The organism is Pseudarthrobacter sp. NPDC092439 (assembly GCF_044754945.1).
Taxonomy (GTDB): Bacteria; Actinomycetota; Actinomycetes; order Actinomycetales; family Micrococcaceae; genus Arthrobacter.
In genome coordinates this window covers 106217-129649 of sequence record NZ_JBIVQB010000005.1, presented here as the reverse complement: position 1 = coordinate 129649, position 23433 = coordinate 106217, and the positions used below count along the sequence as shown (strand labels likewise).

Here is a 23433-nt window from a genome sequence, read left to right as displayed (position 1 = left end):
CGGTCTTTCCCCAAGGAGTAAATCAACGTGGATCTACAACTCTTACTGGCGCTGGTTCTGGGCATCGCGACGATCGTCGTCCTGGTCCTGCGCACCCGCCTGGATGCCTTCGTGGCATTGCTCATCGCATCACTGGTCACAGGCCTCGTGGCCGGTCAGTCCGCACTGGACATCACCAAGGCCATCACCACCGGATTCGGGAACACGCTTGCCTCCATCGGCATCGTGATCGGCCTGGGCGTTGCCATCGGCAAGATCCTGGAGGTCTCCGGTGCCGCCAACGCACTTGCCCTCGCCTTCCTGCGCCTCTTTGGCAAGGGACGCGAACCGTGGGCGCTGGGAACGGTGGGCGCGCTGGTGTCCATCCCGGTGTTCTGCGACTCCGGCTACGTCATCATGAACCCGCTGGCACGCTCCATCGCACGGGTTAAGCGCGCCGGCTACGTGACCCTGGCGCTGGCACTCGGCTGCGGCATGACCCTGACGCACCACCTGGTGCCGCCGACGCCGGGCCCGCTCGCCGTCTCCGGCCTCCTCGGCGCTGACCTCGGTGCGGTCATTCTTACGGGCCTTGCCTTCACGGTCCTGCTGCTGCCCATCGTGGTTGTTTACGCCAAGTGGATTGGCCCCAAGCTGGAATCCTCGGTCAGCGAAGAAGTGCGCGCCGCAGTTTATGGCCGTGCGGCGCTGGTTGGTGCCGCTGAAGGTTCGCACCGCGGAGGTTCCGTCGATATCGCAGATCACGACGTCGACGCGGATAACGCTGCCGATCTCCCCGACGATCCCGAGCTGGAGCTCGGCACGCCGCCGGCAGGTGCCAAGCCGCACCGCGTAGGCGCCTTCCTGGCCTCGCTGCCGCTGCTGGTGCCGCTACTGCTGATCATCCTCAACACGGTGACCGGCGCCATTGACCAGAACGCCCAGGGTGTTGTGGGCGGCAAGTACGAGCCCTCCGACTGGGTGGTCCCCTTCGCGTTCATCGGCAACCCCGTCATCGCGCTGACCATCGGTGTGCTGCTGGCCGTCTATGTCCTGCTGCCCCGCTGGACCCCGCGCAACAAGGTGCAGCACTGGTTCGCCGATGCCGCCGCCTCCGCCGGCCTCATCCTGCTGATCACCGGTGCCGGCGGCGCCCTTGGCCAGGTGCTGCGCACCTCCGGGGTGGGCGATGCGCTGGCCGAGGCCATTGCCGCGACTGCCCTGCCGGCATTCCTGGTACCGTTCCTCGTGGCCACGCTGGTCCGGCTGGCACAGGGCTCGGGTACGGTCGCCATGATTACCGCTGCTTCCGTCACCGCACCCCTGGTGGGAACGCTTGGCATCGACCCGCTGGTGGCGGCAGTCGCCTGCACCGCCGGATCCATGATCCTGAGCTACTTCAACGACTCCTACTTCTGGGTGGTCACCCGGTTCACCGGCCTGGACGGGACAGCGGCGCTGCGCGGCTGGTCCGGCATCACCACGGCCGTGTGGGCGGGCTCGATTCCGCTGCTGTTCATCCTCAACCTGGTGATGGGCTAAGCAAACCGGCCCTAACGCCACGGCCCCCGGAACTGCACCAGTTCCGGGGGCCGTGGCCGTTCTTTTAGTCCTCCAGCAGCGAGATGAACTCGCGCGCCTGGACCAGCGTGATGTCCGAGTGCCGGCTGAGGGCAGCAGCGGCGGCCTCAAGGTCGCCGCTGCGGGCCAGGGTGCGGATCCTGCCGTAGATCTCGTCATTGAGCATGTTGCTGCTCACTTCGCGGGTCACGTCGCCCTTGCTGGCGATGGCCCGGTACCGGTAGGGGAACCGCTCGGGTTCGTCCGCGTCATCGTCGACGGCGGGTGGGGCCGTTTCGGGGCTCCGGTACGGCTGGGGATGGGCCGCGAGGGCGCCGACGGCGTCCCGCGAGGCGCGCAGGCCGGCTCCGCTGATTTCGTAGTACAGCTTGATGGCAGCCATGGCCTGTCCCTGCGCGATCAGGGCGTACAGCCGGCGGTGTTCATCTTCTGACAGTTTGGCGGCGGCGCTGCGGGCCAGTTCCGCGGTATTGGGGGCAGGTGCCGGAGGTCCCGCCGCCGGCTTCCGCCTCGCCGCGGCGCGGGCAACAAGAAGTACCCCCGCAGCCACTGCCAGGAGGATCAGGACAGGGACTACAAGCGTTTCACCCATACTCCAAGCTTAAGCCAGTGAGGGTTTTCCACAGCAATATTCGCCGCGCTGCATGGATGCGGCTCCTTCATGTGCCGGCCCGCATCCATGTGGTCGATGGAAAGCATATAGGGCTGCCTGCCCCCTCCGGGCAGCGGGTCAGGGCGATGAGGCTGCCCTCGCGGCGCGCTCCTGGCGCCCCCGGTCTGTGGATGAAATTCCACAAAAGAAATATTTACTCCACATGCTGGAGGGAACGTTTCCGCAGGTCAGCGCCGATTTTGCGATGAAAGTTTTTCTTTGTCCACAGCCTTTCCCACAGACTGTGCACAAGGTATGCCCTGTAGTGCACAGGTTATCCACACGTTGCCCGGCTTCCCGGCTTTGCAGGGGACTGTAGGGCGGCTACCGTTGCGGGGTACTCGTTTTACACTGCCGCCCCCGCTGCCGAAAGGCGGTCTTGGGCACCCCCTGCGGACCGCCGAAGCAGCCTCTGTGGAAAACCTGTGGAGACTGGGGATAACTGGCCCGCCGGCAGGCAGCGGCCGTTGTCGGTGGAGGCGGGTATAGCTGTGCATGTAGGGCTGGCGCGGTGAACCGGAGGCGGGAAACCAGGGCCGGCCCGGCAGGATGGACAACCATCGGCGCCTCCGGGGCCGGTACAAATTGAGGACGGCAGCATTGTCAATCGCGCACTTGGATACGGTCGAGACCACCCGGGGATCGGACTCGGGCCGGAAGCCTCCCCAGGATATCGCCGCCGAGCAGTCCGTGCTGGGCGGCATGATGCTCTCCAAGGACGCCATCGCGGACGTGGTGGAAATCCTCCGCGGCCAGGACTTCTACCGGCCGGCACACGAAACGATCTACGAAGCGATCATCGACCTCTACGGCCGCGGTGAGCCCGCCGACGCCGTCACGGTTTCCGATGAGCTGACCAAGCGGGCCGAGATCAACCGGATCGGCGGCCCGGCTTACCTCCACGAACTTATCCAGACCGTTCCCACCGCCGCCAATGCCGGCTACTACGCCGAGATCGTGGCCGAACGCGCGGTGCTGCGCCGCCTGGTGAATGCCGGCACCAAGATCGTCCAACTGGGCTACGGCTCCGACGGCGAAGTCGAGGATCTGGTCAACCAGGCCCAGGCTGAGGTCTACGCCGTGGCGGAGCGACGCACCGCGGAGGACTATGTGGTCCTCAAGGACGTCATGGAATCGACGGTCGATGAGATCGAAGCGTCCGGCCACCGGGGTGAGGGCATGACCGGTGTGCCCACCGGCTTCTACGAGCTCGATGAGCTGACCCACGGCCTGCACCCCGGCCAGATGATCGTCATCGCCGCCCGCCCTGCCGTCGGTAAGTCCACGTTTGCGCTGGACTTCGCACGCTCCGCGGCCATCAGGAACAACCTGTCCACGGTTATGTTCTCGCTCGAAATGGGCCGGAACGAGATCGCCATGCGCCTGTTGTCCGCCGAGGCCACCATCGGGCTCCAGGACCTCCGGAAAGGCACCATCAAGGACGAGCAGTGGTCCAAGATCGCCACCACCATGGGCCGGATGAACGATGCGCCGCTGTTTATCGACGACAGCCCCAACATGTCGCTCATGGAGATCCGGGCCAAGTGCCGCCGGCTCAAGCAGCAGCACGACCTCAAGCTGGTCATCCTCGACTACCTGCAGCTGATGAGCTCCGGCAAGAAGGTTGAATCCCGCCAGCAGGAAGTCTCCGAATTCTCGCGTGCCCTCAAGCTGCTCGCCAAGGAACTTCAGGTGCCGGTCATCGCGCTGTCACAGCTGAACCGTGGGTCGGAGCAGCGCCAGGACAAGCGCCCCATGGTGTCGGACCTTCGTGAGTCCGGCTCCATCGAGCAGGACGCGGACATGGTCATCCTGCTGCACCGCGAAGATGTGTATGACAAGGAGTCTCCGCGCGCCGGGGAGGCGGACATCCTGGTGGCCAAGCACCGTAACGGCCCCACCAAGGACATCGTGGTGGCGTTCCAGGGCCACTACTCCCGGTTCGCCAACATGGCCGGAGACGCCGGCGGAGGCGGCTTCTAGGGCTCGCCCGCCTGCGCCAGCAGGTGGTTGGGCAGCCTGTTTCCCGGCGCGGTGCCGCGGATTTCGAGCAGTTCGCGGGCATGGGCGTGCAACCGCTTGTCCTCCTCGGTGACCGGTACCCAGGCCGGGACCGGCACGGAGTTCCCGTCGTCGTCGCGCGCCACCATCACGGTGAGGCAGTACGTGGTGAGCTGAAGTTCCCCGCCCTTGGGGTCGCCCGAGCGGACATGGACGGCGATGTGCATCCCCTTGGTGCCGGTGTAGACCAGGCGCGCCTCCACCTCCACCACGTGGCCGATCAGCAGTGGACGGTAGAAGCGGACGCCGCCGGAGAAGACCGCTACCGTGTCCCGGCCGCAATAGCGGGAGGCGCAGACATAGGCGGCCTCGTCGATCCACTTCATCACGATGCCGCCGTGGACCTTGCCGCCCCAGTTCACATCGGTGGGGGCGGCCATGAACCGCAGGGTCACCCGCTCGGCGGTCCCGGCGCCGGTATATTCCTGACGGTTCATGGCTTCGACGATCTGCTCGCGCACCTTGATGCGCGCCAGGGCATGGTCGCGCTCCTCGATCTCCTGCGGAGTGCGCGGTTCAAACTGGGTGACGGGGATGGGCTTGCCGTCCTCGCCGACGGCCACGAAGATCACCAGGCATTGGCTGCGCATCCTGGCCGGACCGCCCTTGGGATCCCCGGACGAGACCACGGTGCGGATGTGCATCGAGGACCGGCCCGTGTAGACGATGGTTGCCTCCACCTCCACCATGTCGCCGCTGTTTACGGGGTCGGCGAAGTGGATGTTGCCCACGTAGGCGGTGACGCAGTAGGACTTGGCCCAGCCGACGGCGGCGGCATAGGCGGCCTTGTCCACCCATTCGAGAACGGTCCCGGCGTCGACGGATCCGCTGTGTCCCACGTCCATGGGCGCTGCCAGGAAGCGGAGGGTCACGGAGTTGGCGGGGCCGGTCGCAGTCATGGTGCCCACTGTAGGACGTGGCCCCGCTCCGCCCCACTTGTGACGCTCTCTCACTTAATGCGCCCTGAACCGGAACGCTCTCTCACCTTCCGCCGCGCCGGCAGCCGGCACGGTTTAGGCTGGCACCGTGCCAATCCCTCCCGCTACCGCCTCGCAGTCCACCCGTGGGCACGCGCGGGAAATCCTGCGCCTGGCCGTTCCGGCGTTCGGAGCACTGGTGGCCGAGCCGCTGTTCCTGCTCGCGGATTCGGCCATCGTGGGACACCTCGGCGTGGCTCAACTGGCAGGCGTGGGCCTGGCATCCGCGGTGCTGCACACCGCCGTCGGACTCATGGTGTTCCTCGCCTACTCCACCACCCCCGCCGTGGCGCGCGCCGTGGGGGAGGGGCAGCCGGGCAAGGCACTGGCTGCAGGGCGCGACGGCGTATGGCTGGCGCTGGTCCTGGGCTCGGCCCTCGCCGTGGCCGGCTTTGCCGCTGCGGGACCGCTCGTGGACCTCCTCGGAGCCGAGGGGGAGGTGCGTACCTTCGCAGTGGAGTACCTCCGCTGGTCCATGCCCGGCCTGGCGGCCATGCTGCTGGTCTTCGCAGGGACCGGCGTGCTTCGGGGGCTGCAGGACACCCGGACTCCGCTGGTGGTGGCCACCGCCGGGTTCGGACTGAACATTGTCCTGAACTTCTGGCTGGTCTACGGCCTGGGCTGGTCCGTGGCGGGCTCCGCGGCGGGGACCAGCGTGGCCCAGTGGGCCATGGCCCTCGTGTATGTGCTGATGGTGAGGCGTTACGCTGCCGGCCATGGAGTGCCGCTGCGCCCCTCATGGCGCGGCATCCGGGCAATGGCGAAGGTGGGATCGTGGCTGATGCTCCGCACGCTCAGCCTGCGCGTGGCCATTCTGGCCACCGTCCTGGTTGCCACCGCGCAGGGTCCAGTCAACCTTGCGGCCCACCAGCTGGCCATGACGATCTTCTCCTTCCTGGCCTTCGGCCTGGATGCCCTGGCCATCGCCGCGCAGGCGCTGATCGGCAAGGAGCTGGGTGCCGGCCGCCCGGCCCGTGCCGGGCTGCTAACCCGGACCATGACCCGCTGGGGCATCGGCCTGGGCGTGGCAACGGGGCTGCTGCTGGCCGCCGCGGCCCCGTGGCTGGGCCGCCTCTTCACGCCGGACCCACAGGTGCAGTGGGCCCTCGCGGTGGCGCTGTGGGCCGTAGCCGCGGGCCAGCCGATGGCCGGGTATGTCTTTGTGCTGGACGGGGTGCTCATTGGCGCGGGCGACGCCCGCTACCTTGCCCTTGCAGGCCTGGCCAACGTTGCCGCGTACGCTCCGCTGCTGGGCGCCGTCGCCCTGGCCGGCACCACCGGCCCGGCCGGGCTGGGCTGGCTCTGGGCCGCCTTCGCACTGGGCTACATGGCGGCCCGGGCCCTGACCCTGGGATTCAGGGCCCGGTCGGACCGGTGGATGGTGCTCGGTTCCGGAGCGAACTGAATTCGCGGCCGGGTCAATCTGGCGTCAGCCGTTGTTCCTGTCGATGGCCTGTTGGGCTTTAGCCTGGAGCTGCCGGCTGGCCTGTTCCGGAGTCAGTGTTCCCGCAAGGACCTGGTCCAGGATGTCTCCAGCGATCTTGCCGCGCACTTCGGACAACGCGGGGCTTTGCGGCAGCAGCCGGGCATGCGGGGCGATCTCGGTGATGGCTGCTCCGAACTGTGGAACCGCCTGCGCCGCTTTGGCGATCTCGCCGGAGTCCGTGCTGGACTTTGTTGCCGGAAGGCAGCCTTCCACCGGGCACATCGCTGCCTGGTTCTCAGCTGACGCGAGATACTTCATGAAGAGCCAGCTGGCGAGCTGCTTCTCGGGAGTGCTGCGGAACATTTCCGTGACTGACCCGAACATTTCAGTGAGGGGTTCCTGGCCCTTTCCGTGGGGGAACATGGCGATGTCCCATTCCGTCTTGCCAAGGTCCTTGGCCCACGTGGTGGTGTATCCGGTGCTGGCGAAGACCATCCCCGCGTTGCCGCTGGTGAACATGGACTTGTAGTTGCTCGAAACCTCCGCGTGGCCCGCGGCGAACAGGTCCTTCCACTGCGTCAGGACGCTGACTGTTTCCGGGCTGTCCAGTTGCGCCTTGGTTCCGTCTTCGCTGACCCAGGGGACACCAGAAGACCAGACAGCGTTCAACAGGTCCGGGCCGTCACCGGGGCCCGCTGCCCAGCCTGCCATGCCGGTCTTGGTCTTGATGGCTGATGCTGCGGCGGCGAATTCATCCCACGTGGTGGGAGCCTTCGTGACACCGGCTTTGTTGAGCAGGTCCATGTTGACGTAGAGGGCGTTCGCGGTGTTCCCGAATGGCCAGGTAAGCGTTTGTCCCCCGTACGCGGGAAGAGACGTTCTGGCCAGCGAGGCCGGGAGGAAATCATCCTTTTCCGGGGTTCCAATGCCCCACTTGGATGATTCGATGTAGGGGTCCAACGGCACCAGCAGGTCGGCTTTGCGGTACTGGGTAACGTACTGCTCGGATGCTGTGGCGACATCGGGAAGGCCGCCGCCCGCCGCAGCTGCCTGGATCTTGGAGGCCAGGTTGCTTTCTCCGCCGCCTACGCAGACGCTGTCCACGGTGATCTTGCCCTTGTGGATCTCATTGAAGCGCTCAACGGCCTGCTTGACGCCGTCGTCGCAGTACCGCTCCCAGAACGTGACCGTCACCGGTTCGGTTAATTCGGACGGGATGGCCGCAGCGCTGGCGGATTCCTGGGCAACCGGTGACACCATGCTGCAGCCTGCGCTTGTGAGGGCCAGGAGGCCCGTGAGAGCCAGGGCAATAGTTTTGGATTTTGGGGATCGCATCGATTTTCCTTTGATTGTTGTTTAGCCGCGAAGGCCTGAATGCGCCACAGACTCGCGGAACTGCCGTTGGACGAAGAGGTAGAGGACAAGAATTGGGATGATGCTGAGCGCAGCCGCCGCCATCACCAGGTTGGGCTGGGCGTTGAATTGGCCCTGGAGGTACAGGATTCCGACCTGCACTGGGCGGATTTCATCGCTGTCGGTGGAGACCAAGGGCCACAGCAGCGAGTTCCAGTACTCAAAGACGGAGAGGATGATGACCACCGCCAGGGCAGGCCGGATCATCGGCAGTGCGATGGAGACCAGGTAGCGGAACCGTCCGCAGTTATCCAGCCGCGCCGCTTCCCAGTAGTCGCCCGGGATGGACAAGAAGGCCTGGCGAAGCAGGAAGATGCTGAAGGCGTCCGCTGCGCCTGGCACGATCATGCCGGCGTAGCTGTTGTACAGGCCCTGGCCGCCGGCGCCCGTCCAGTCGTTCCCGCCCAGGAACGGCAGGTGCCGAATGGTGATGAAGTTCGGAATCAGGGTTACTTCCCCGGGAATCATCGTGGTGGCCAGGAAGAGTACGAACAGTACGTTTCTGCCTGGGAAGCGCATCGTTGCAAATGCGTAGGCGGCAAGCACCGACGTCGTGACTTTAAGGATGGTGCCAACAAAGGCAAGGACGAAGGAATTTACATAGAACCTCCCGAAGGTAAGGGGCGGCTGATTCCAGACTTCAGCGAAGTTGGACCAGAGGAGAGTCTCGGGGAACAGGGCTTGTGGCACCTGGGTGAGTTCGGAGCTGGATTTCAGTGAAGAGAGCACCATCCACATGAACGGGAACACCATGATGATGGCGGCCGGCACCAGAATGAGCAGTGGGATCAGGGTCGGCGACGTAAGGGGCCTGCGCCGCGTTGGTGAACTAGTCAAAGTCGGACCTCCGGCCGAGAAGGCGGAATTGAACGAGGGTGAGCGTGATGAGAAGCGCGAGGAGGAGGAACGACACCGCTGAGGCGTATCCCACCTGGTCCTGCCGTTGGTAGAAATTGTTGAAGATCTCTGTGGTCAGGACGTTGGTGGTTCCTAACGGACCGCCCGCTTCCTGGGTGCCGTTGCCCCCGCTGAAGCCCCCTTGGGTCAGGGAGAAAATTGGCGTGAAGGATTTGAACGAGTGGACGGTGCTGTACATGAGCAGGAAGAGCGTTGTGGGCTTCATGAGCGGGAGCACGATGTGTCGGATGGTCTGCCGCTCGCCGGCACCATCCAGTGCACACGCGTCGAGAAGTTCGGCCGGCAGTGATGCCAGCCCGGAGAGGTAGATCATGATGCTGAAGCCCAGCGTGTTCCAAATGTTGAACAGGATGACCACGCACATGGCCACACTGGGTCCCATATAGGGATTGGTCACCTCCGCGGCGGGAGTTCCGGTGACGAGGCTGATGAACCGGGCAGCTGCCGGGGTTGGGTCCAGCAGCCAGGTCTGGGCAGGCAGGCCAAGGCCCTTGAGGACGGCATTGGCGATGCCGAGCTGCGGGTCGAAGATCCAGATGAAGACAAGCGCGCTCGCCACGATGGTCGTGGCGTACGGCAGGAAGAACAGCGACTGCAGCGTGTTCCGGAACGTCTTGATGCGAAAGAGGAGATAAGCGAGTACGAAGGCGAGCACGATGGAAACCGCGACCGATCCGGCAACGTAGTACGCAGTGTTCAGGAGTGCCTGGCCGATGGGGCCGGGAGCCAGGGTGCCCGCACCATTGTCCTGGACCAGGTCGCGGGTGAAGATGGCCGCGTAATTGGCGAATCCGACGAATTTCTGCGGCCCGATCCCCCACTTCCACAGGCTGATCCAAAAGCCAAAGAAGAGCGGCCAGATGCTGAATACCAGCAGCAGGACGGTGGCAGGGAACACGTAGAGGTACGCGCTCCAGTCCGTCCGCGGCTTTCTGCGCCTGGCCGGCGCGGACGGGGCTGCATTTCCGCTTCCATGCATTGCGCCGGGAGCCTTCATGAGCGTCACGCCGTGCCCTCCCGCAGGGCCGCCAGCGTGGCGTCAACGTCGTCCGTCACAATGATGTCGGTGCCGATATCCCGCAACCTCCGCGAAGAAGCGGCAATCAGGTCGGGGTTGTCGGCGAGGCCCGGGAGCCGAAGCTCGGCAGTGGTCATCCAGCCGATACCGGCTGCATGCAGGCCGGCGACCACCTCCCCGGTGCTGAATGCCGCATCACCACTAATGAGGGTGGCGCCGGCAGTCCGGGCCATTCCCGCGAGATCGGCGGCCCGGCCATGAAAGGTTATGCCCGTGATGGCATCCGGGCGCCTCCGCCGGACTTCAACTGCCAGTTGGTGGTCGAGGCACTGGATGACGGCCTGCTCCAGCATCCCTGTGCGTGCCACTGCGTCGGTAACGGCGCGGGCCGTCAGACCCGTGTCGTAGGAACTGAGTCCGGGGTAGTTGCGGACGTCCACGTTCAGGTAGACACGGTCCTTGGCCCAGTCGAGGATGTCCTCAAATGAGGGGATCCGCTGCCCGGCGTGGCCGGGCCCGAACCATGAGCCTGCATCCAAACCTTGCAGTTCCGCGCGGGCCTGCTCAGAAACGTATCCGTTCTTTCCGGTCGTTCGTGCCGTGGTGACGTCGTGGATGACCATGGGGACGCCGTCCGAGCTCAGGTGCACATCGAGCTCGATCATCGTCGCCCCCTTTTCCAGGGCTGCTTCAAATGCGGCGAGCGTATTTTCCGGCGCCATGTTGCCGGCTCCCCGATGCGCGGAGATCAGCGGAGGGCCGTCGACCGGAACCTTAAAGGCGGGCAGTGTCATGGTGCCTCATTTCATTGACACGCCGGAGTTCCCCGGCGAGGTGGACCAACGGGATGCGGTTGGAAACGATGAGGTCGACTCCCCAGCCGGCGAGCATGCGAACGTCAGCGGGATAGCGGGCTTCCGAACAGACGACGGCGCCCGCCTCCTGGGCATCCCGCACGGTGTCCGGCGTGAGGACCCAGACGGACTGGCTCAACAATTTCGATTCCGTGATGCGGAGGATTTGCGGCAGGAAGGGTGTTCGTTCATTCACGAGGGCGCCCCTCGCCAGTTCCGGAACAGCGGTGGCCAGGTCCTGGAGAAGGACGTGGTCGCTGCTGTAAATCGCACAATTGGGAAGCTGCCGGGCCCCGAAGAACGCGGCCAGCAGCTCCGCGGCGTCGGGATCGTGAACCGGATGGGTCTTGATTTCGATCAGGAGCCCAACCCCGCAGTCCGCGGCCCACGCAAGGACGTCCCCCAGTGCGGGGATGCCCTCTCCCGCAAAGCCGCTTCCAAACCAGCTGCCCGCGTCGAGCTGCACCAGCTGGTCCCAGTCCATGCACCTGACCGCTCCCGAACCGTTAGTCGTGCGGTCTAAGGTGTCGTCATGGATGACGACGGGGACGCCGTCCCGCGAAAGCTGGACATCCAGTTCTATGACATCCGCGCCAAGAGCCGTGGCCTGCCTAAACGCGGCCATCGTGTTTTCGGGAGCCCCGTACTGATCGCCGCGGTGCGCGACCAGTAATGGTCGTTCGGTGCCGCTGTGGCGGTTGAAGAGCTGACTAGGCATGGAGGCCCCCGAGGACGGTGTTGAGGATGGAGGTGTTAATGTCCAGCTCCTGGACAGTTGCGACGTATGCCTCGCACGCCCATGCAGGCGCGGCGGGCAGAGCAGGGAGGGAAGCGGGATGGAACTGGCCTCCGGCGGCCCGGACCAGCATGATCCCGCCGGCTACGTCCCAGGACTTGGCATTGACCCCCAAGGTCGCGTCAAGTTGGCCGGCGGCCACGTAGGCCAGGGTCAGCGCTCCTGAACCCAGGCGCCGCACTGTCCTGAAAGCGTGGGTGAGCTCACCAAAGATCTCAGTCTCGGGACGCCCATTCGTATCGAAACCCCGCTGCCGCGGGTCGGGATAGTCCGTGGCAAGGACGGCGTCGCGGTCCCTGCCGGCTCCCGAGGACTTCATGGTGACGCCGTTGCGGTACGCGCCGGCCAGATCAGCGGAAAAGAGATCCTGCCGCAGCGGATCAAAAACGACGGCGGCAATGAGGGATCCGTGGTATTCGACGCCTATGGAGACACAAAAGAAGGGCACTCCGCCGGCAAAGTTCGATGTACCGTCGATGGGGTCAACGTGCCAGGTGAGGTCGCCTCCGCCCCGTGAGCCGCCTTCCTCGCCGACGACGCGGCTTTCGGGAAACGCGTTGAGTATCGTGGCCCTAATTGATTCCTCGGCCAGCCGGTCATATTTGGTGACAAGGTCGTGGGGATCGCCCTTGAGGTCGGGGGATCCCGGACTGCGGAATCCTTCGCAGAGCAGCTCCCTGACGTTGAGGGCCGCCTCCTCCGCCGAGAGCCGAACTGCTGTGGAGAAGTCAACGGAACTTTGGACGTTCATACGCTTCGACTGTTCAAACACGCTCATGGGTTGGTTCCCTCGCTTGGGGTGGCACCCTCCCCGCCCGCGATGAGTGTTTGCACGCCTGCGTCGTCCAGCCATTCAAGGGTGGCGTCCGCGGGGATTGAGTCGGTTACAAGCCCGTCGATTGACTCCAGTCCCGCAACCAGCGCAAGTGCTACGGCTTCGAGCTTGGTTCGGTCCGCGAGGACATACGCGTGCCGCGCGGCTTTGACCATGAGCTCATCCGTGGCGGCCCTGGCCTGGTTGGAGTTGAAGACACCCTCCGCGCTGACGCCCGAGGCGCCGATGAACGCCTTGTTTACGCGGAACCGGGCCAGGGCAGCCGCGGCCACCGGTCCAGTCATGTCCTGGTCCTGAGCGGAAACCACACCGCCGGTGGCCAGCACCGTCATGCCAGGGTCTGTCATCAGGTACGTAAGTACCGTGACGGCATTGGTGATCACCGTCACGCGCCGCCTGCCACGCAGTGCCCGTGCGAAGGCCAGGCAGGTGGTTCCGCCGCTGATAAAGAGGATGTCCCCGTCCTTGACCAGGCCCAGCGCCTTGACGCCGATGTCCATCTTGGCGGCAGCTTCATGCTGCTCACGCTGGCTGTAGGAGACGTCGGCCGCGATACGCCCGGTCGCGACCACCCCTCCGCGGGTGCGCTGCACCAGTCCTTGGTCTTCCAGCGCGGCGAAATCCCGGCGGACGGTCATCTCGGAAACATCGAGGACGGACATGGCCGTCCGCACGGACAGTGCACCCCCGTCGGTAATCAGTTCCTTCAACCGCTCAAGCCGTAGTGCGGGTATTTCCAAAACCATCAAAACCTCCCATTTCCATCAAGAAAAACCAGAACGCACCAACGGAAGTGAGAGCCCAAGTGAATACCACGCAAAGCCAGGGGAAAGTTTCAAGGCGTGGGTGCCCGGTGAGGGCGCACTAAACTGAACCGGTGACACAACCACTGACCCCGGCAGGCATGGCAGCCGGCACCGACCCCCGCCCGGACCTCTGGAAGCCCGTCGTGCTCCGCTCCGCAGCGGCACTGGTGTTCGGCGCGGTGACGATCTTCTGGCCCTCTCCCTCCATCGAAGTGATGGGCTGGGTCGGGGGGCTCTACCTGCTGGCCACCGGCCTGACCGTCCTGCGGGGCGTCCCGGCGGCGGGATTCGCCCCGAAGTCCACCCCGGGGAAGCTGCTGTCCGCCACCGGTTCCGTGCTCGCCGGAGCGGGCTTCGCCGTCGTACTCCTGAATGGTGACCTGCTCTACGCTGTGATCGCCGCGCTCGGCCTGGGCGTTGCCGGCGCCCTGGAACTGGCGTGTGGCCTTAGGTTCCGCGGCCGGCATGTCCTGGCGCGCGACTGGATCGCCTCCGGCGTCATCGGACTCGGAACGGCTGCTGCCCTGCCCTTCTTTACCGCCTTGGGCGCCCATGCGCTGCTGGGGGTTACCGGCGGCGGGGCAATCATTTCGGGCGTCCTGTGGATCCTGGCCGGCCTGACCCTCCGGCACGATGCCCGCGGCGCCGCGGGTAACCCGTAAACTAGGAGGGGACCGGTTCTACTTCCTGTAGAAACACCGCCGGGAAACACCACCACATCACGCAATCCAGGTTGGCCGTGCGCCGCCTGCAGGGAGGAACCACCGTGGCAGACCAGCATCCAGGCAAACCGCGCAACCTGCGGACCTCGGTGAAGGGGCCGCTGATGTTCTCCGCCTTTTGGGCCGTTGTGGCCTTCGTGGCGGTCCTGATCTTCGCGTCTGGCGGAAGCGCCCGCGAGCCGCGCTTCGACCTTGCGTTCACCGGAGCGGGCATTGCCTTCATCGTCACCCTGGTGATTGCCGCGATGTTATCCATGAGCTACAAGGAAAATGCCGAGCACCTGGGCAAGGGCTCCGGCGTGAACCTCTCCTCCGCCAAGCGTCCGTCCCACGGATTCGGCGCGCAGGGTACCCGGGACAACCAAGGCCTTCAGGATGGCCAGGAGCCGCCGGCAGCGTCCGACGGCGGCCCCGCAGGTCCCGCCGGCCGCTAGCCCTTACTTCGCTGCCCCTTGGCGGCCCGAGGGGACGGTTTTCAATCCGCCAGCCCCCCGCCCCCGGCGGCCTGACGGGCTCGATAGGCCGCGACGTGCACGCGGTTGGCGCAATTCCCGGTGTCGCAGTAGCGCTTTGACCGGTTCCTGGTGAGATCCAGCACCGCCGCGTTGCAGTCCTCCGCCTCGCACCTTCGCAGCCGGTCCATCTCTTTGCCGCGGACCACGTCCGCCAGGGCCATCGCCGCTTCCGTGCCCATCCGGTCCGCCAGCGGCGCCTCGTGCGTGGTGGCGTGCAGGTGCCAGTCCCAGCCGTCGTGCCGGACCAGCTGCGGGAGTGCATTGGCCTCCCGGAGCAGCCGGTTGATGATCTCCACCGCGGCATCCTGGTTCGCGGTCCACAGCTCCGCCAGTTGGCTGCGGAGCCCGTGCACGCTGGCCAGTTCCGTGGCGTCGTGCGTCCGGGAACCGGTAAACCCCTCCGCCGCCAGGAACGCGTCAAGATCGGCCGCGGAAGCAAGCCCTTCGGTGCCGTTGGCCGCGGAGTTGATCAGGTTCACCACCGTGCGCAGTGCCACTTCAGTGTCAGGGGCAAAGACCATCTTGACTCCTTACAGGCTGCAGGCGTAATGTCAGGGGCATTACCCCACTTTACTCCTGACAGGAGGCCGCGGTGCCAGCCGTTAACAAGTCCACTTCCGCCCGGCTGCAGCAGCCAGGCGGCGGCTTCCTGGCGTCCGGCCTGGGCATCGCGCTGTTCTCTTCCGCAGTCTTTGGGATCTCCGGGTCCTTCGGAAAGGCGCTGCTGGAGACCGGCTGGTCCCCCGGGGCGGCGGTCACCGCACGGCTTACGGGTGCGGCGCTGATCCTGGCCGTGCCCGCCCTCCCCGCCCTGCGCGGCAGGTGGCACCAGCTGCGGGACAACTGGCTCACCATCGTGCTGTTCGGCCTGATTGGCGTCGCGGCCTGCCAGCTGTTCTACTTCAACGCCGTGGCCCGGCTCTCCGTGGGGGTGGCCCTCCTCCTCGAATACCTGGCGCCCGTCCTCATCGTCCTGTGGCTCTGGGCTGCGAGCCGGCGTCGGCCCAGCGCCCTGACGTTCGGCGGCACGCTGCTGTCCCTTGGCGGCCTGGTGCTGGTGCTGGACCTGACCGGCGCCATCCGGATCGACCTGGTGGGCGTCCTCTGGGGCATGGCGGCCGCCGTCTGCCTGGCCATCTACTTCTTCATCACGGCCAAGGAGAACGACACCCTTCCGCCTCTGGTCCTGGCCTCCGGCGGGCTCCTGGTGGGCGCCGCCGTGATGTGGCTGGCCGCAGCCACCGGCCTGCTCCCCATGGCCTTCAGCACAGCCGATACCCGGCTCGGTCCATGGGTCACGCCCTGGTGGGTCTCCGTGGCCGGGCTCGTGGTCCTGGCCACCGTGTTCGCCTACGTTTCCGGAATCATGGCCGCCCGTGCCCTGGGCTCCAAGGTGGCGTCCTTCGTCTCCCTCACCGAGGTGCTGTTCGCCGTCCTCTGGGCTTGGCTCCTGCTGGGCGAACTGCCCGGTCCCATCCAGCTGCTGGGCGGCGTCCTGATCGTGGGCGGCGTGGTCCTGGTCCGGCTGGATGAACTCCGGCGGGCGGCACCCGGGCAGCCCTCACCGCTGGAGCACGCGAACGACGTCGAACCCGTCCCCTGACGCATCCACCGGCGCGGGCCTAGCATGGGGTTATGTGCCGGAACATCCGAACCCTCCACAACTTCGAGCCGCACGCCACCTCCGAGGAGGTCCACGCCGCGGCCCTGCAACATGTCCGCAAGATCAGCGGCAGCACCAAGCCGTCCAAGGCCAACCAGGATGCGTTCGACCATGCCGTCCATGAGATCGCGCACATCACCCAGCACCTCCTGGACGCCCTCGTCACCCAGGCGCCGCCCAAGGACCGCGACACCGAGGCCGCCAAGGCCAAGGCGCGCGCCGCGGTACGCTACGGCACGGCCTGACGCGCCGGCCGGCAGCGGCGGACGTGGCTACTTGCCGAAGCTCCGCAGCCGCAGCGAGTTGGTCACCACCAGCACCGAACTCGCGGCCATCGCGGCGCCGGCAATCATCGGGTTGAGCAGCCCCAGGGCCGCCACCGGAATGCCCACGGCGTTGTAGAAGAACGCCCAGAACAGGTTGGTCTTGATGGTGGCCAGCGTGCGCCGGGACAGCTCGATGGCCTGCGCCACCTGGGCAAGGTCGTTGCCCATCACGGTCAGGTCCGCGGCCTCGATGGCCACATCCGTTCCCGACCCCATCGCAATGCCAAGGTCCGCCTGAGCCAGCGCCGCGGCGTCGTTCACGCCGTCCCCGGCCATGGCCACGGTGGCGCCGGCGGCCTGCAGCTTCCGGACGGCGTCCACTTTCCCCTCCGGCAGGACGCCCGCGTAGACATCCGCCGCAGCGATTCCGACGGCGGCAGCCACCTGGGCGGCCACGGCGGCGTTGTCGCCGGTCAGCAGGATGGGCCGCAGCCCGAGTTCCCGGAGGCGGGACACTGCCTGCGCGGACCCGTCCTTAATGGAGTCCCGGAGGCTCACGATCCCGGCCACCTCCCCGTCGACGGCCACCCAGATGGCGGTTGCGCCGGCATCCTCAGCCGCCGCCAGGGCCTTGCGCTGCTCCGCCCTGATGGCCACGCCGTTCTGCTCCAGCCACCCGGTCCGGCCGGCGATGACCAGCTGCCCGTCCACGGTTCCGGTAACTCCGCCCCCCGGCGCGGAACTGAACTTTTCCACGGAAGGCAGGCGTCCGTCGTCGGCCGCATCCCGTGCTGCAGCCGCAATGGCGTGCGCAATGGGGTGCTCGGAGGCGGCTTCCACCGCGCCCGCCAGGCGCAGCACCCGGGCGGCATCGAGGCCCCCGAACGCGATGGTGGAGTCCACCGCGAGCACCCCGGTGGTCACGGTGCCGGTCTTGTCCAGCAGGATGGTGTCCACCGTCCGGGTGTCCTCCAGGACCTGCGGGCCCTTGATCAGGATGCCCAGCTGGGCGCCGCGCCCGGTACCCGTCAGCAGGCCAACCGGCGTGGCCAGCCCCAGGGCGCAGGGGCAGGCAATGACCAAAACCGCGACGGCGGCGGTGAAGGCCGCGCGCAGCTCACCGGAGGTGATGTCCGGCCCTGCCGTGACCAGCCATGCCGCGAAGGTCACCACGGCGATGGCCAGGACCACCGGAACGAAGACGGCGCTGATCCGGTCCGCCAGCCGTGCGATGGGTGCCTTGCCCGTCTGCGCCTGGGACACCAGCCGGGCCATCTGCGCCAGCGTGGTTTCGCTGCCCACCCGGGTTGCCCGGACCAGCAGCCGGCCGGAGGTGTTGATGGTGGCGCCGGTGACGCGGCTGTCCGGTCCCACTTCCACCGGCACCGATTCGCCGGTGACCAGGGAGGCGTCAACTGCGGAATTCCCGTCGACCACCACACCGTCCGTGGCGATTTTCTCGCCGGGCCGGACCACCAGGACGTCGCCCACCTGCAGGGTCTCCGCGGGCACCCGCAGCTCGGTACCGTCCCGCAGCACGGTGGCATCCCTCGCGCCCAGGTTCAGGAGGGCCTTGAGGGCATCACCGGCCTTCTGCTTGGCGTTGGCCTCCAGGTAGCGGCCCAGCAGGAGGAAGGTGGTGACCACGGCGGCCACCTCGAAGTACAGGCCGCCGGTGTCCATCCCTTCCATGCCCGGGTGCTCCGTCATTCGCGGATCGGCGAGCAGCTGCCAGGCGGAGAAAAGGTAGGCGGCGGTCACGCCGATGGAGACCAGCGTGTCCATGGTGGAGGCAAGGTGCCGGGCATTCACTGCGGCCGCGCGGTGGAACGGCCAGGCCGCCCACGTGACCACCGGCAGCGAGAGTGCCGCCGCGGCCCAGCCCCAGTGCGGAAACTGGAAGCCCGGGACCATCGAGATCAGGAAGACCGGCAGTGTCAGTACAGCCGCGAGGATCAGGCGCGGGCGGAGGGTGCCGGCGGCGTGGGATTCGCCGTGCGCGGTTGGTTCCGTGGGCAGGTCCCCGGCATCGATGGCCGACTCCTGAGGCACCCGGACCCGTGCCTTGTAGCCGGCCGCCGCTACGGTTGCCGTGATCTGTTCATCCGTGATGCCGGCCGGTACTGTGACGTGGGCCGATTCCAGCGGGAGGTTGACCGAGGCCGCCACACCGTCCAGCTTGCCGAGCTTCTTCTCCACCCGCGCCACGCAGGAGGCGCAGGTCATGCCCTCGATGTCGAGCTCTACCACCCGGCTGCCCGGCTGGTTGAGGAGTTCCTGGCTGCTCATGGCGTCTCCTTGGGACGGTCCGGGGTCCGCCGAGGGGGTCGCCCAGCGGCGGGTTTTCCTAGGCTTCGTTGGCGACGACGAGGTAGCCGGCTTCCGCCACTGCCTCGCCGATTTCGGCAGGGGAGAGTTCCTTGGCGGAGGTGATGGTTACGGTGGACACGCCGCCGGCGTTAAGGTCCACGTCAACGTCCTGGACGCCCTCAAGGGCCTCAAGTTCCTCGGTAACGGCTGAGATGCAGTGGCCGCAGGTCATGCCGGAAACGCTGACCCGGGTGGTGGTGGGGGAGGTGGTGCTCATGGCGTGCTCCTTCGCGGTGTGCCGGCGGTGGCCGGGGGCTTGGTGGGGGTGCTCAGCGGAGCAGGCGGCCGATCGCGTCCGCCGCTTCCTTGACTTTGGCGTCGATGGCTTCGGCGCGGGCCTCCGGGTCCGGCTCGGCAGCTGCGCCGACCACGCAGTGGCCGATGTGCTCCTCCATGAGCCCCAGGCTGACCGCATGCAGCGCCTTGGTCACAGCGGACACCTGTGTGAGGATGTCGATGCAGTACTTGTCCTCATCCACCATGCGCGCGATGCCGCGCACCTGGCCCTCAATCCGCTTGAGCCGGCGGAGGTAGGCGTCCTTGTTGCCGGAATAACCGTGCTGCGGGGCTGGGCCCCCGACGCCGGCCAGCGTCTCTTCCGTATGCTCCATAGCCACAACATATACCCCTGAGGGGTATCCACGCAAGTACCCCCAGGGGGTATGGCCTCGGGCGGCGACGCATGGACAGCCCGGCACCCAAAGGCAGCCGGAACGCAAAAAAGCTCCGGAGTGCGTTATTGGGGGATACGCACTCCGGAGCAGCTTTTGGGCAGTTCCGGAAGCCCTGGGGATCCGGCCTGCTTGGTCCAGCTTACGGGCTGGTGCGGTGCTCCGCCACTACCGCGAATAACTTCTTTCGCTTTATTTTCCGCGCCGGTCTGCCGGGCCCGGGCCCGCGGGACGGCGCGGCGGAACCACCAGGACAGGTCGGTCCTGGTGGTGGCTCAGCCACGTCCCCACGGAACCGTTCAGTGCCTCCGAGATGCGGTGGGCGAGGCCGCGTTCCGAGGTGCCCACGATGATCATTGACGCGCCCAGTTCTGCGGCCTGCCGGCCCAGGGCGCGTGCAGCGTCCCCTGTCAGTGTCTGCAGCGTCCACTGCGGGGACGGGGCGTTCCCGCCGGCAGCGGATACTGCGCCGGTAATCTCCTCCTTCAACCCCGCGGTGAGCACGGCCATGTCCGCGTCGTCCGCGTCAGGATGCGGGGACAGCCGGTGGGCTGAGCGTGCCGGGTCCCACTCCACCACATAGCTGGCCTCGTCCACGTAGGCGCAGGCAAGCGGGACCCGCAGGCGTACTGCCAGCGAGGCTGCCGTGGCCAGGACCTCAGGATGCTGCCCGGGGACCACCCCCACCAGCAGTGGAGGCAAACGGGACTCTTCAGCGGCCATACCCTTATTGTCTGCCCGGCCGTGATCGTTGAACAGGCCGTGGTCCCGTCACGCGGGTGCCGGCGAGGCGATGACCACCACGTTCTTTCCCCACAGGTCCTGCGTGTAGCAGCTGATGAGCACCAGCCGGTTAGGCACCACGTCCCAGATGGAGCTGTCCGCCAGGGTGGACTTCAGGTAGGTGGTGACGGTTTCCACGCGGTAGGTGATGGTCCCGGACCGGGTGTCGACGGCGAACCGGTCGCCTTTCGCCGCCTGCGAGCTGAGGTGGTTGAAGGGGGCGTCCGCACCGTCCCAGCTGTGCCCGATCACGTACGTGGTGTTGGTTGATCCTGCGCCCGGGGAACCGTACGGGCTGAGCCAGTACCCGTCCCTGGTGGGCGGCGGTTCGATGGTCCTGGCCCGGCTGTCCGGCTTCAGCGGGTGCACCGGAACGTCGAAGCCGGCGGCGGGGTACCGGACCCGCAGCGGCGCCGCGGCGGCCGGAAGCACCGGCCCGGGCGGGGACGCGGAGGCGGACGCGGGAGCCGGCGTCGTACTTTGTGCAGCGGTGGGTGACGGCGCGGCGGCGGGCGTGGGGGAAGGCACGACGGCGGCGGGCAGCGGAGCGGGTGGCGTTGCCGCCGTGCCGTCCGGAACGCCTTCGCCCAGCGTCAGGCTGCTGCCGTACTGAAAGAGCGGCCCGCCGAAGGTGATGGCCAGGAAGGCCAGGACGCCGCACATCAGGATGGCCGCGTCGGCACGGTCCCACCGCCACCAGGGCACCCCGCGCGGGGCGGTATGGCGGCTGCGTTCCATGCGCATGATGCTCCTGGTGCGCTGCGGGGAATCGGGCAAGGTTGGTAATTCTCAGGCTAGGAACACCGCGGCGGCCGGTCCCGGGTGGGCGGTACCCGTCTTTTTCCGAAGCGGGTACCGGGACGGCCGCAGAGCTACGCGGAAAACGCGGCCGCGCCACCTTCCGGCCCTCCGTCCGGGAGTTCAGCCCTCCCTTGTCGGGCCCAGCTCCCGCGCCTAACGTTGAAACTGACGAAAGGGCGTGAAGGCATGGAAATCTTCATGTGGTGGCTGGACCTGGACCTCGCCAGCAAGGAATGGCTGCGGGAGAACCTCCGGGCCGCGGAGATCCCGCAGTCCGTGCTGCAGGGCATCGCGCAGGCAGGCGGACCGTCCCCGGAGCACCCGGCTGCCGTGCTGACGGAGGCCGACTGGGATTTCATCGAAACGCAATCGGAATTCGTTGATTAGCCGTGACGGCAGCAGAGAGCTACCTCCTGGCGATCGGCACCAAGAAAGGCCTGTGGCTGGCCACCAGCAGTGACCGCCGTGAATGGTCCTTCACCGGCCCGCACTTCCTGATGAACGAGATTCCCAGTATCGGAATCGACACGCGGGAAGGCCGCACCCGGATCATGGTGGGCGTGCGCAGCGAACACTGGGGACCCACCGTAGCCCACTCGGACGATCTCGGGTCCACGTGGTCCGAACCGATAGAGGGCGCCATCAGCTTCCCCGCGGACACGGAGACGGCGGTGGAGCGGATCTGGCAGATCCATCCGGATGCTGCGTCCCGGCCGGGTGTCGTCTGGGCGGGCGCGGAGCCCATTTCGCTCTGGAAATCCACGGACGGCGGCGAACACTTCGAGCTCAACCGCGGTCTCTGGGACCATCCACACCGCCCCGAGTGGGGCGCCGGGTACGGCGGCGCAGCGGCGCACTCCATCGCGGTGCAGCCGGACGGGGACACCATGCATGTGGCCATGAGCACGGGCGGCGTCTACCGCTCGTCCGACGGCGGCGCGTCCTGGGAGCCCCGGAACCGCGGCATCTCGGCGTACTTCATGCCTGATCCCCAGCCCGAGTTCGGCCAGTGCGTGCACAAGATCGCCGCCGATGCCGCCGTCCCCGGCCGCCTCTATGCCCAGAACCACCACGGCGTCTACCGCACGGAGAACAACGGTGACACCTGGGAATCCATCGCTGATGGCCTGCCGGCGGACTTCGGCTTCGTGATGCTGGCCCACCCCCGGCGGGCAGGCACGGCATGGGTGGTTCCGCTGAAGGCCGACGGCGAACGCATCCCGCCAGGGGGCGAGCTCGCCGTGCACCGGACGGACGACGCCGGGACCACCTGGCAGAGGCACGATTCCGGGCTGCCCGACCGGGAGTACAACAGCGTGCTTCGTGACGCCGCTTCCGTGGACACTGCGGAACCGGCCGGCGTCTATTTCGGGACCCGGGGCGGCTCCGTCTATGCCAGTGCGGACCAAGGCGAAACGTTTACCGAGGTGGCGGCCCACCTGCCGGACGTCCTCTGCGTCCGTGCCGCCGTGGTGGCCGGTGGCTGAGATCAGGGTGGTCCTTCCCGGCGTCCTGCAGCCCCTCGCCGGCGGGCAGTCCGTGCTGACTGCGCCCGCCGACGGTCCGCTGACGGTGGCGAAGCTCCTTGACGCGGTCACCGCTGACTTCACGGTGCTCGGCCGGCGGCTGCGGGACGAGACCGGAACACTGCGGCGCTTCGTGAATATCTACGTGGACGGCGACGAGGTGCGGCGGCTGCAGGGCCTGGACACCGAGGTCGTTCCGGGGCAGGAAGTGCTGGTCATCCAGTCCGTGGCCGGCGGCTGACCCCCGGAGCCGCCGCGGCTGCGGGCAGTCCTTGCTGACTGCGCCCGCGCCACGGCCGGGTGGGCCGCCGTCGTACGCCTGCCCCCGCTGCCTGCCGACCCTCTCTCACTTAATGCCGCTGCCCGGGCGACGCTCTCTCACTTAATGCCGCTGCCGGGGCGACGCTCTCTCACTTAATGCCGCTGCCGGGGCGACGCTCTCTCACCTACCGCCACCTGTCCACCGGAAGGTGAGAGAGCGTTTGGGTTTCAGGCGCATCAAGTGAGAGAGGGTTGGGAGTTTAAGCGCATTGCGTGAGAGAGCGTCGCGAGGGGGCGCCGGTCAGGCAACGCGCCACACGCTGCACTCGTCCGTATTGATGGCTTTCCGCAGGCCGGTAATGCGGTCCAGGATCCAGACCACGCCGATGCCCGGCGCCGTTTCCTGGACGCTGCCGCGGCGCACCACCACGTCATCGTAAGACGGGCCCACTGAGAGGCGTGCTTCAATTTCGTCGCCGCGGTGCAACTGGTCCAGGGCGCGGATGCGGGTAACCTGCGGGGTCGCTTTCTTCAACATG

The 23433-nt window shown here is 66.9% G+C and carries 26 protein-coding genes; 10 read left to right on the top strand and 16 right to left on the bottom strand.

Features of this window, described 5'->3' with window-relative positions; genetic code table 11:
* The first annotated feature begins 27 nt into the window (after positions 1-27).
* Complete coding sequence (locus tag ACIQCM_RS12240; protein ID WP_400607177.1) at positions 28-1521, top strand: GntP family permease; 1494 nt, start codon at positions 28-30, stop codon at positions 1519-1521.
* Between the two features lie 64 nt (positions 1522-1585).
* On the opposite strand, the gene ACIQCM_RS12235 is transcribed toward ACIQCM_RS12240, so the two are convergent.
* Positions 1586-2152 (bottom strand): hypothetical protein, encoded by a 567-nt coding sequence (locus ACIQCM_RS12235; protein WP_400607180.1) that lies wholly within the window; start codon positions 2150-2152, stop codon positions 1586-1588.
* Positions 2153-2812: 660 nt separating this feature from the next.
* On the opposite strand from ACIQCM_RS12235, the gene dnaB reads away from it, so the two are divergent.
* Positions 2813-4195 carry a replicative DNA helicase gene (gene dnaB / locus ACIQCM_RS12230; RefSeq protein ID WP_400607183.1) on the top strand — a complete coding sequence of 461 codons (1383 nt, stop codon included), beginning with the start codon at positions 2813-2815 and terminating at the stop codon, positions 4193-4195.
* Here the strand turns inward: dnaB and ACIQCM_RS12225 are convergent.
* Complete coding sequence (locus ACIQCM_RS12225) at positions 4192-5172, bottom strand: acyl-CoA thioesterase (RefSeq protein ID WP_400607186.1); 981 nt, start codon at positions 5170-5172, stop codon at positions 4192-4194. The genes dnaB and ACIQCM_RS12225 overlap by 4 nt on opposite strands.
* A 127-nt stretch (positions 5173-5299) precedes the next feature.
* Between ACIQCM_RS12225 and ACIQCM_RS12220 the strand changes: the two genes are divergently transcribed.
* The gene (locus ACIQCM_RS12220; protein ID WP_400607189.1) at positions 5300-6655 is read left to right on the top strand and encodes an MATE family efflux transporter; all 1356 of its coding nucleotides are present in this window, start codon (positions 5300-5302) and stop codon (positions 6653-6655) included.
* 24 nt (positions 6656-6679) lie between these two features.
* On the opposite strand, the gene ACIQCM_RS12215 is transcribed toward ACIQCM_RS12220, so the two are convergent.
* From ACIQCM_RS12215 to ACIQCM_RS12185, 7 genes are all read right to left on the bottom strand, one after another.
* Positions 6680-8011, bottom strand: coding sequence for an extracellular solute-binding protein (locus ACIQCM_RS12215; protein WP_400607192.1), 1332 nt, complete (start codon positions 8009-8011; stop codon positions 6680-6682).
* Positions 8012-8032: 21 nt separating this feature from the next.
* Entirely contained in the window at positions 8033-8926 is an 894-nt protein-coding gene (locus ACIQCM_RS12210; RefSeq protein ID WP_400607195.1) for a carbohydrate ABC transporter permease, read from the bottom strand.
* The gene (locus tag ACIQCM_RS12205) at positions 8919-10004 is read right to left on the bottom strand and encodes a carbohydrate ABC transporter permease (RefSeq protein ID WP_400607441.1); all 1086 of its coding nucleotides are present in this window, start codon (positions 10002-10004) and stop codon (positions 8919-8921) included. The genes ACIQCM_RS12210 and ACIQCM_RS12205 overlap by 8 nt, the downstream gene beginning before the upstream one ends.
* Positions 10005-10009: 5 nt before the next feature.
* A complete protein-coding gene (locus ACIQCM_RS12200) occupies positions 10010-10819 on the bottom strand; it encodes a glycerophosphodiester phosphodiesterase (protein WP_400607197.1) in 810 nt (269 codons plus the stop codon).
* Positions 10800-11504 carry a glycerophosphodiester phosphodiesterase gene (locus ACIQCM_RS12195; RefSeq protein ID WP_400633681.1) on the bottom strand — a complete coding sequence of 235 codons (705 nt, stop codon included), beginning with the start codon at positions 11502-11504 and terminating at the stop codon, positions 10800-10802. Before ACIQCM_RS12195 ends, ACIQCM_RS12200 begins: the two co-directional genes overlap by 20 nt.
* Before the next feature lie 85 nt (positions 11505-11589).
* On the bottom strand, positions 11590-12453 hold the full coding sequence (locus tag ACIQCM_RS12190; RefSeq protein ID WP_400607203.1) for an inositol monophosphatase family protein: 864 nt from the start codon (positions 12451-12453) through the stop codon (positions 11590-11592).
* Complete coding sequence (locus ACIQCM_RS12185; protein ID WP_400607205.1) at positions 12450-13256, bottom strand: DeoR/GlpR family DNA-binding transcription regulator; 807 nt, start codon at positions 13254-13256, stop codon at positions 12450-12452. The genes ACIQCM_RS12190 and ACIQCM_RS12185 overlap by 4 nt, the downstream gene beginning before the upstream one ends.
* Before the next feature lie 131 nt (positions 13257-13387).
* Here ACIQCM_RS12185 and ACIQCM_RS12180 point away from each other — a divergent pair, with 131 nt between their 5' ends.
* Together ACIQCM_RS12180 and ACIQCM_RS12175 are read left to right on the top strand one after the other, a co-directional pair.
* Positions 13388-13978: a hypothetical protein gene (locus ACIQCM_RS12180; RefSeq protein WP_400607207.1), complete on the top strand. Its 591-nt coding sequence runs from the start codon at positions 13388-13390 to the stop codon at positions 13976-13978.
* Between the two features lie 104 nt (positions 13979-14082).
* A complete protein-coding gene (locus tag ACIQCM_RS12175; RefSeq protein ID WP_400607209.1) occupies positions 14083-14472 on the top strand; it encodes a hypothetical protein in 390 nt (129 codons plus the stop codon).
* Between the two features lie 41 nt (positions 14473-14513).
* Here the strand turns inward: ACIQCM_RS12175 and ACIQCM_RS12170 are convergent, their stop codons facing one another.
* Positions 14514-15074 carry a CGNR zinc finger domain-containing protein gene (locus ACIQCM_RS12170; protein ID WP_400607212.1) on the bottom strand — a complete coding sequence of 187 codons (561 nt, stop codon included), beginning with the start codon at positions 15072-15074 and terminating at the stop codon, positions 14514-14516.
* A gap of 71 nt (positions 15075-15145) precedes the next feature.
* Here ACIQCM_RS12170 and ACIQCM_RS12165 point away from each other — a divergent pair, with 71 nt between their 5' ends.
* Complete coding sequence (locus ACIQCM_RS12165) at positions 15146-16156, top strand: EamA family transporter (RefSeq protein ID WP_400607214.1); 1011 nt, start codon at positions 15146-15148, stop codon at positions 16154-16156.
* Between the two features lie 32 nt (positions 16157-16188).
* Positions 16189-16461, top strand: a complete 273-nt coding sequence (locus ACIQCM_RS12160; protein ID WP_400607216.1) for a DUF2277 domain-containing protein — start codon at positions 16189-16191, stop codon at positions 16459-16461.
* Positions 16462-16488: 27 nt separating this feature from the next.
* Here the strand turns inward: ACIQCM_RS12160 and ACIQCM_RS12155 are convergent, their stop codons facing one another.
* The 5 genes from ACIQCM_RS12155 to ACIQCM_RS12135 form a co-directional block, all read right to left on the bottom strand.
* Entirely contained in the window at positions 16489-18771 is a 2283-nt protein-coding gene (locus tag ACIQCM_RS12155) for a heavy metal translocating P-type ATPase (protein WP_400607218.1), read from the bottom strand.
* Between the two features lie 58 nt (positions 18772-18829).
* Positions 18830-19069 (bottom strand): heavy-metal-associated domain-containing protein, encoded by a 240-nt coding sequence (locus tag ACIQCM_RS12150; RefSeq protein ID WP_400607220.1) that lies wholly within the window; start codon positions 19067-19069, stop codon positions 18830-18832.
* 52 nt (positions 19070-19121) lie between these two features.
* A complete protein-coding gene (locus ACIQCM_RS12145) occupies positions 19122-19463 on the bottom strand; it encodes a metal-sensitive transcriptional regulator (protein ID WP_377216305.1) in 342 nt (113 codons plus the stop codon).
* A gap of 252 nt (positions 19464-19715) precedes the next feature.
* On the bottom strand, positions 19716-20246 hold the full coding sequence (locus ACIQCM_RS12140; RefSeq protein WP_400607222.1) for a universal stress protein: 531 nt from the start codon (positions 20244-20246) through the stop codon (positions 19716-19718).
* A gap of 48 nt (positions 20247-20294) precedes the next feature.
* Positions 20295-21050 carry a class F sortase gene (locus ACIQCM_RS12135; protein ID WP_400607225.1) on the bottom strand — a complete coding sequence of 252 codons (756 nt, stop codon included), beginning with the start codon at positions 21048-21050 and terminating at the stop codon, positions 20295-20297.
* Between the two features lie 243 nt (positions 21051-21293).
* On the opposite strand from ACIQCM_RS12135, the gene ACIQCM_RS12130 reads away from it, so the two are divergent.
* The 3 genes from ACIQCM_RS12130 to ACIQCM_RS12120 are packed head-to-tail and all read left to right on the top strand — an operon-like array spanning position 21294 to position 22874.
* On the top strand, positions 21294-21494 hold the full coding sequence (locus tag ACIQCM_RS12130; protein WP_400607228.1) for a hypothetical protein: 201 nt from the start codon (positions 21294-21296) through the stop codon (positions 21492-21494).
* A 2-nt stretch (positions 21495-21496) separates the two neighbouring features.
* Positions 21497-22594, top strand: a complete 1098-nt coding sequence (locus ACIQCM_RS12125) for an exo-alpha-sialidase (RefSeq protein WP_400607230.1) — start codon at positions 21497-21499, stop codon at positions 22592-22594.
* Positions 22587-22874, top strand: coding sequence for a MoaD/ThiS family protein (locus tag ACIQCM_RS12120; protein WP_400607232.1), 288 nt, complete (start codon positions 22587-22589; stop codon positions 22872-22874). The genes ACIQCM_RS12125 and ACIQCM_RS12120 overlap by 8 nt, the downstream gene beginning before the upstream one ends.
* A 321-nt stretch (positions 22875-23195) precedes the next feature.
* Here ACIQCM_RS12120 and ACIQCM_RS12115 read toward each other — a convergent pair whose 3' ends face one another.
* Positions 23196-23432, bottom strand: a complete 237-nt coding sequence (locus ACIQCM_RS12115) for a hypothetical protein (RefSeq protein ID WP_400607234.1) — start codon at positions 23430-23432, stop codon at positions 23196-23198.
* Position 23433 lies beyond the last annotated feature (1 nt).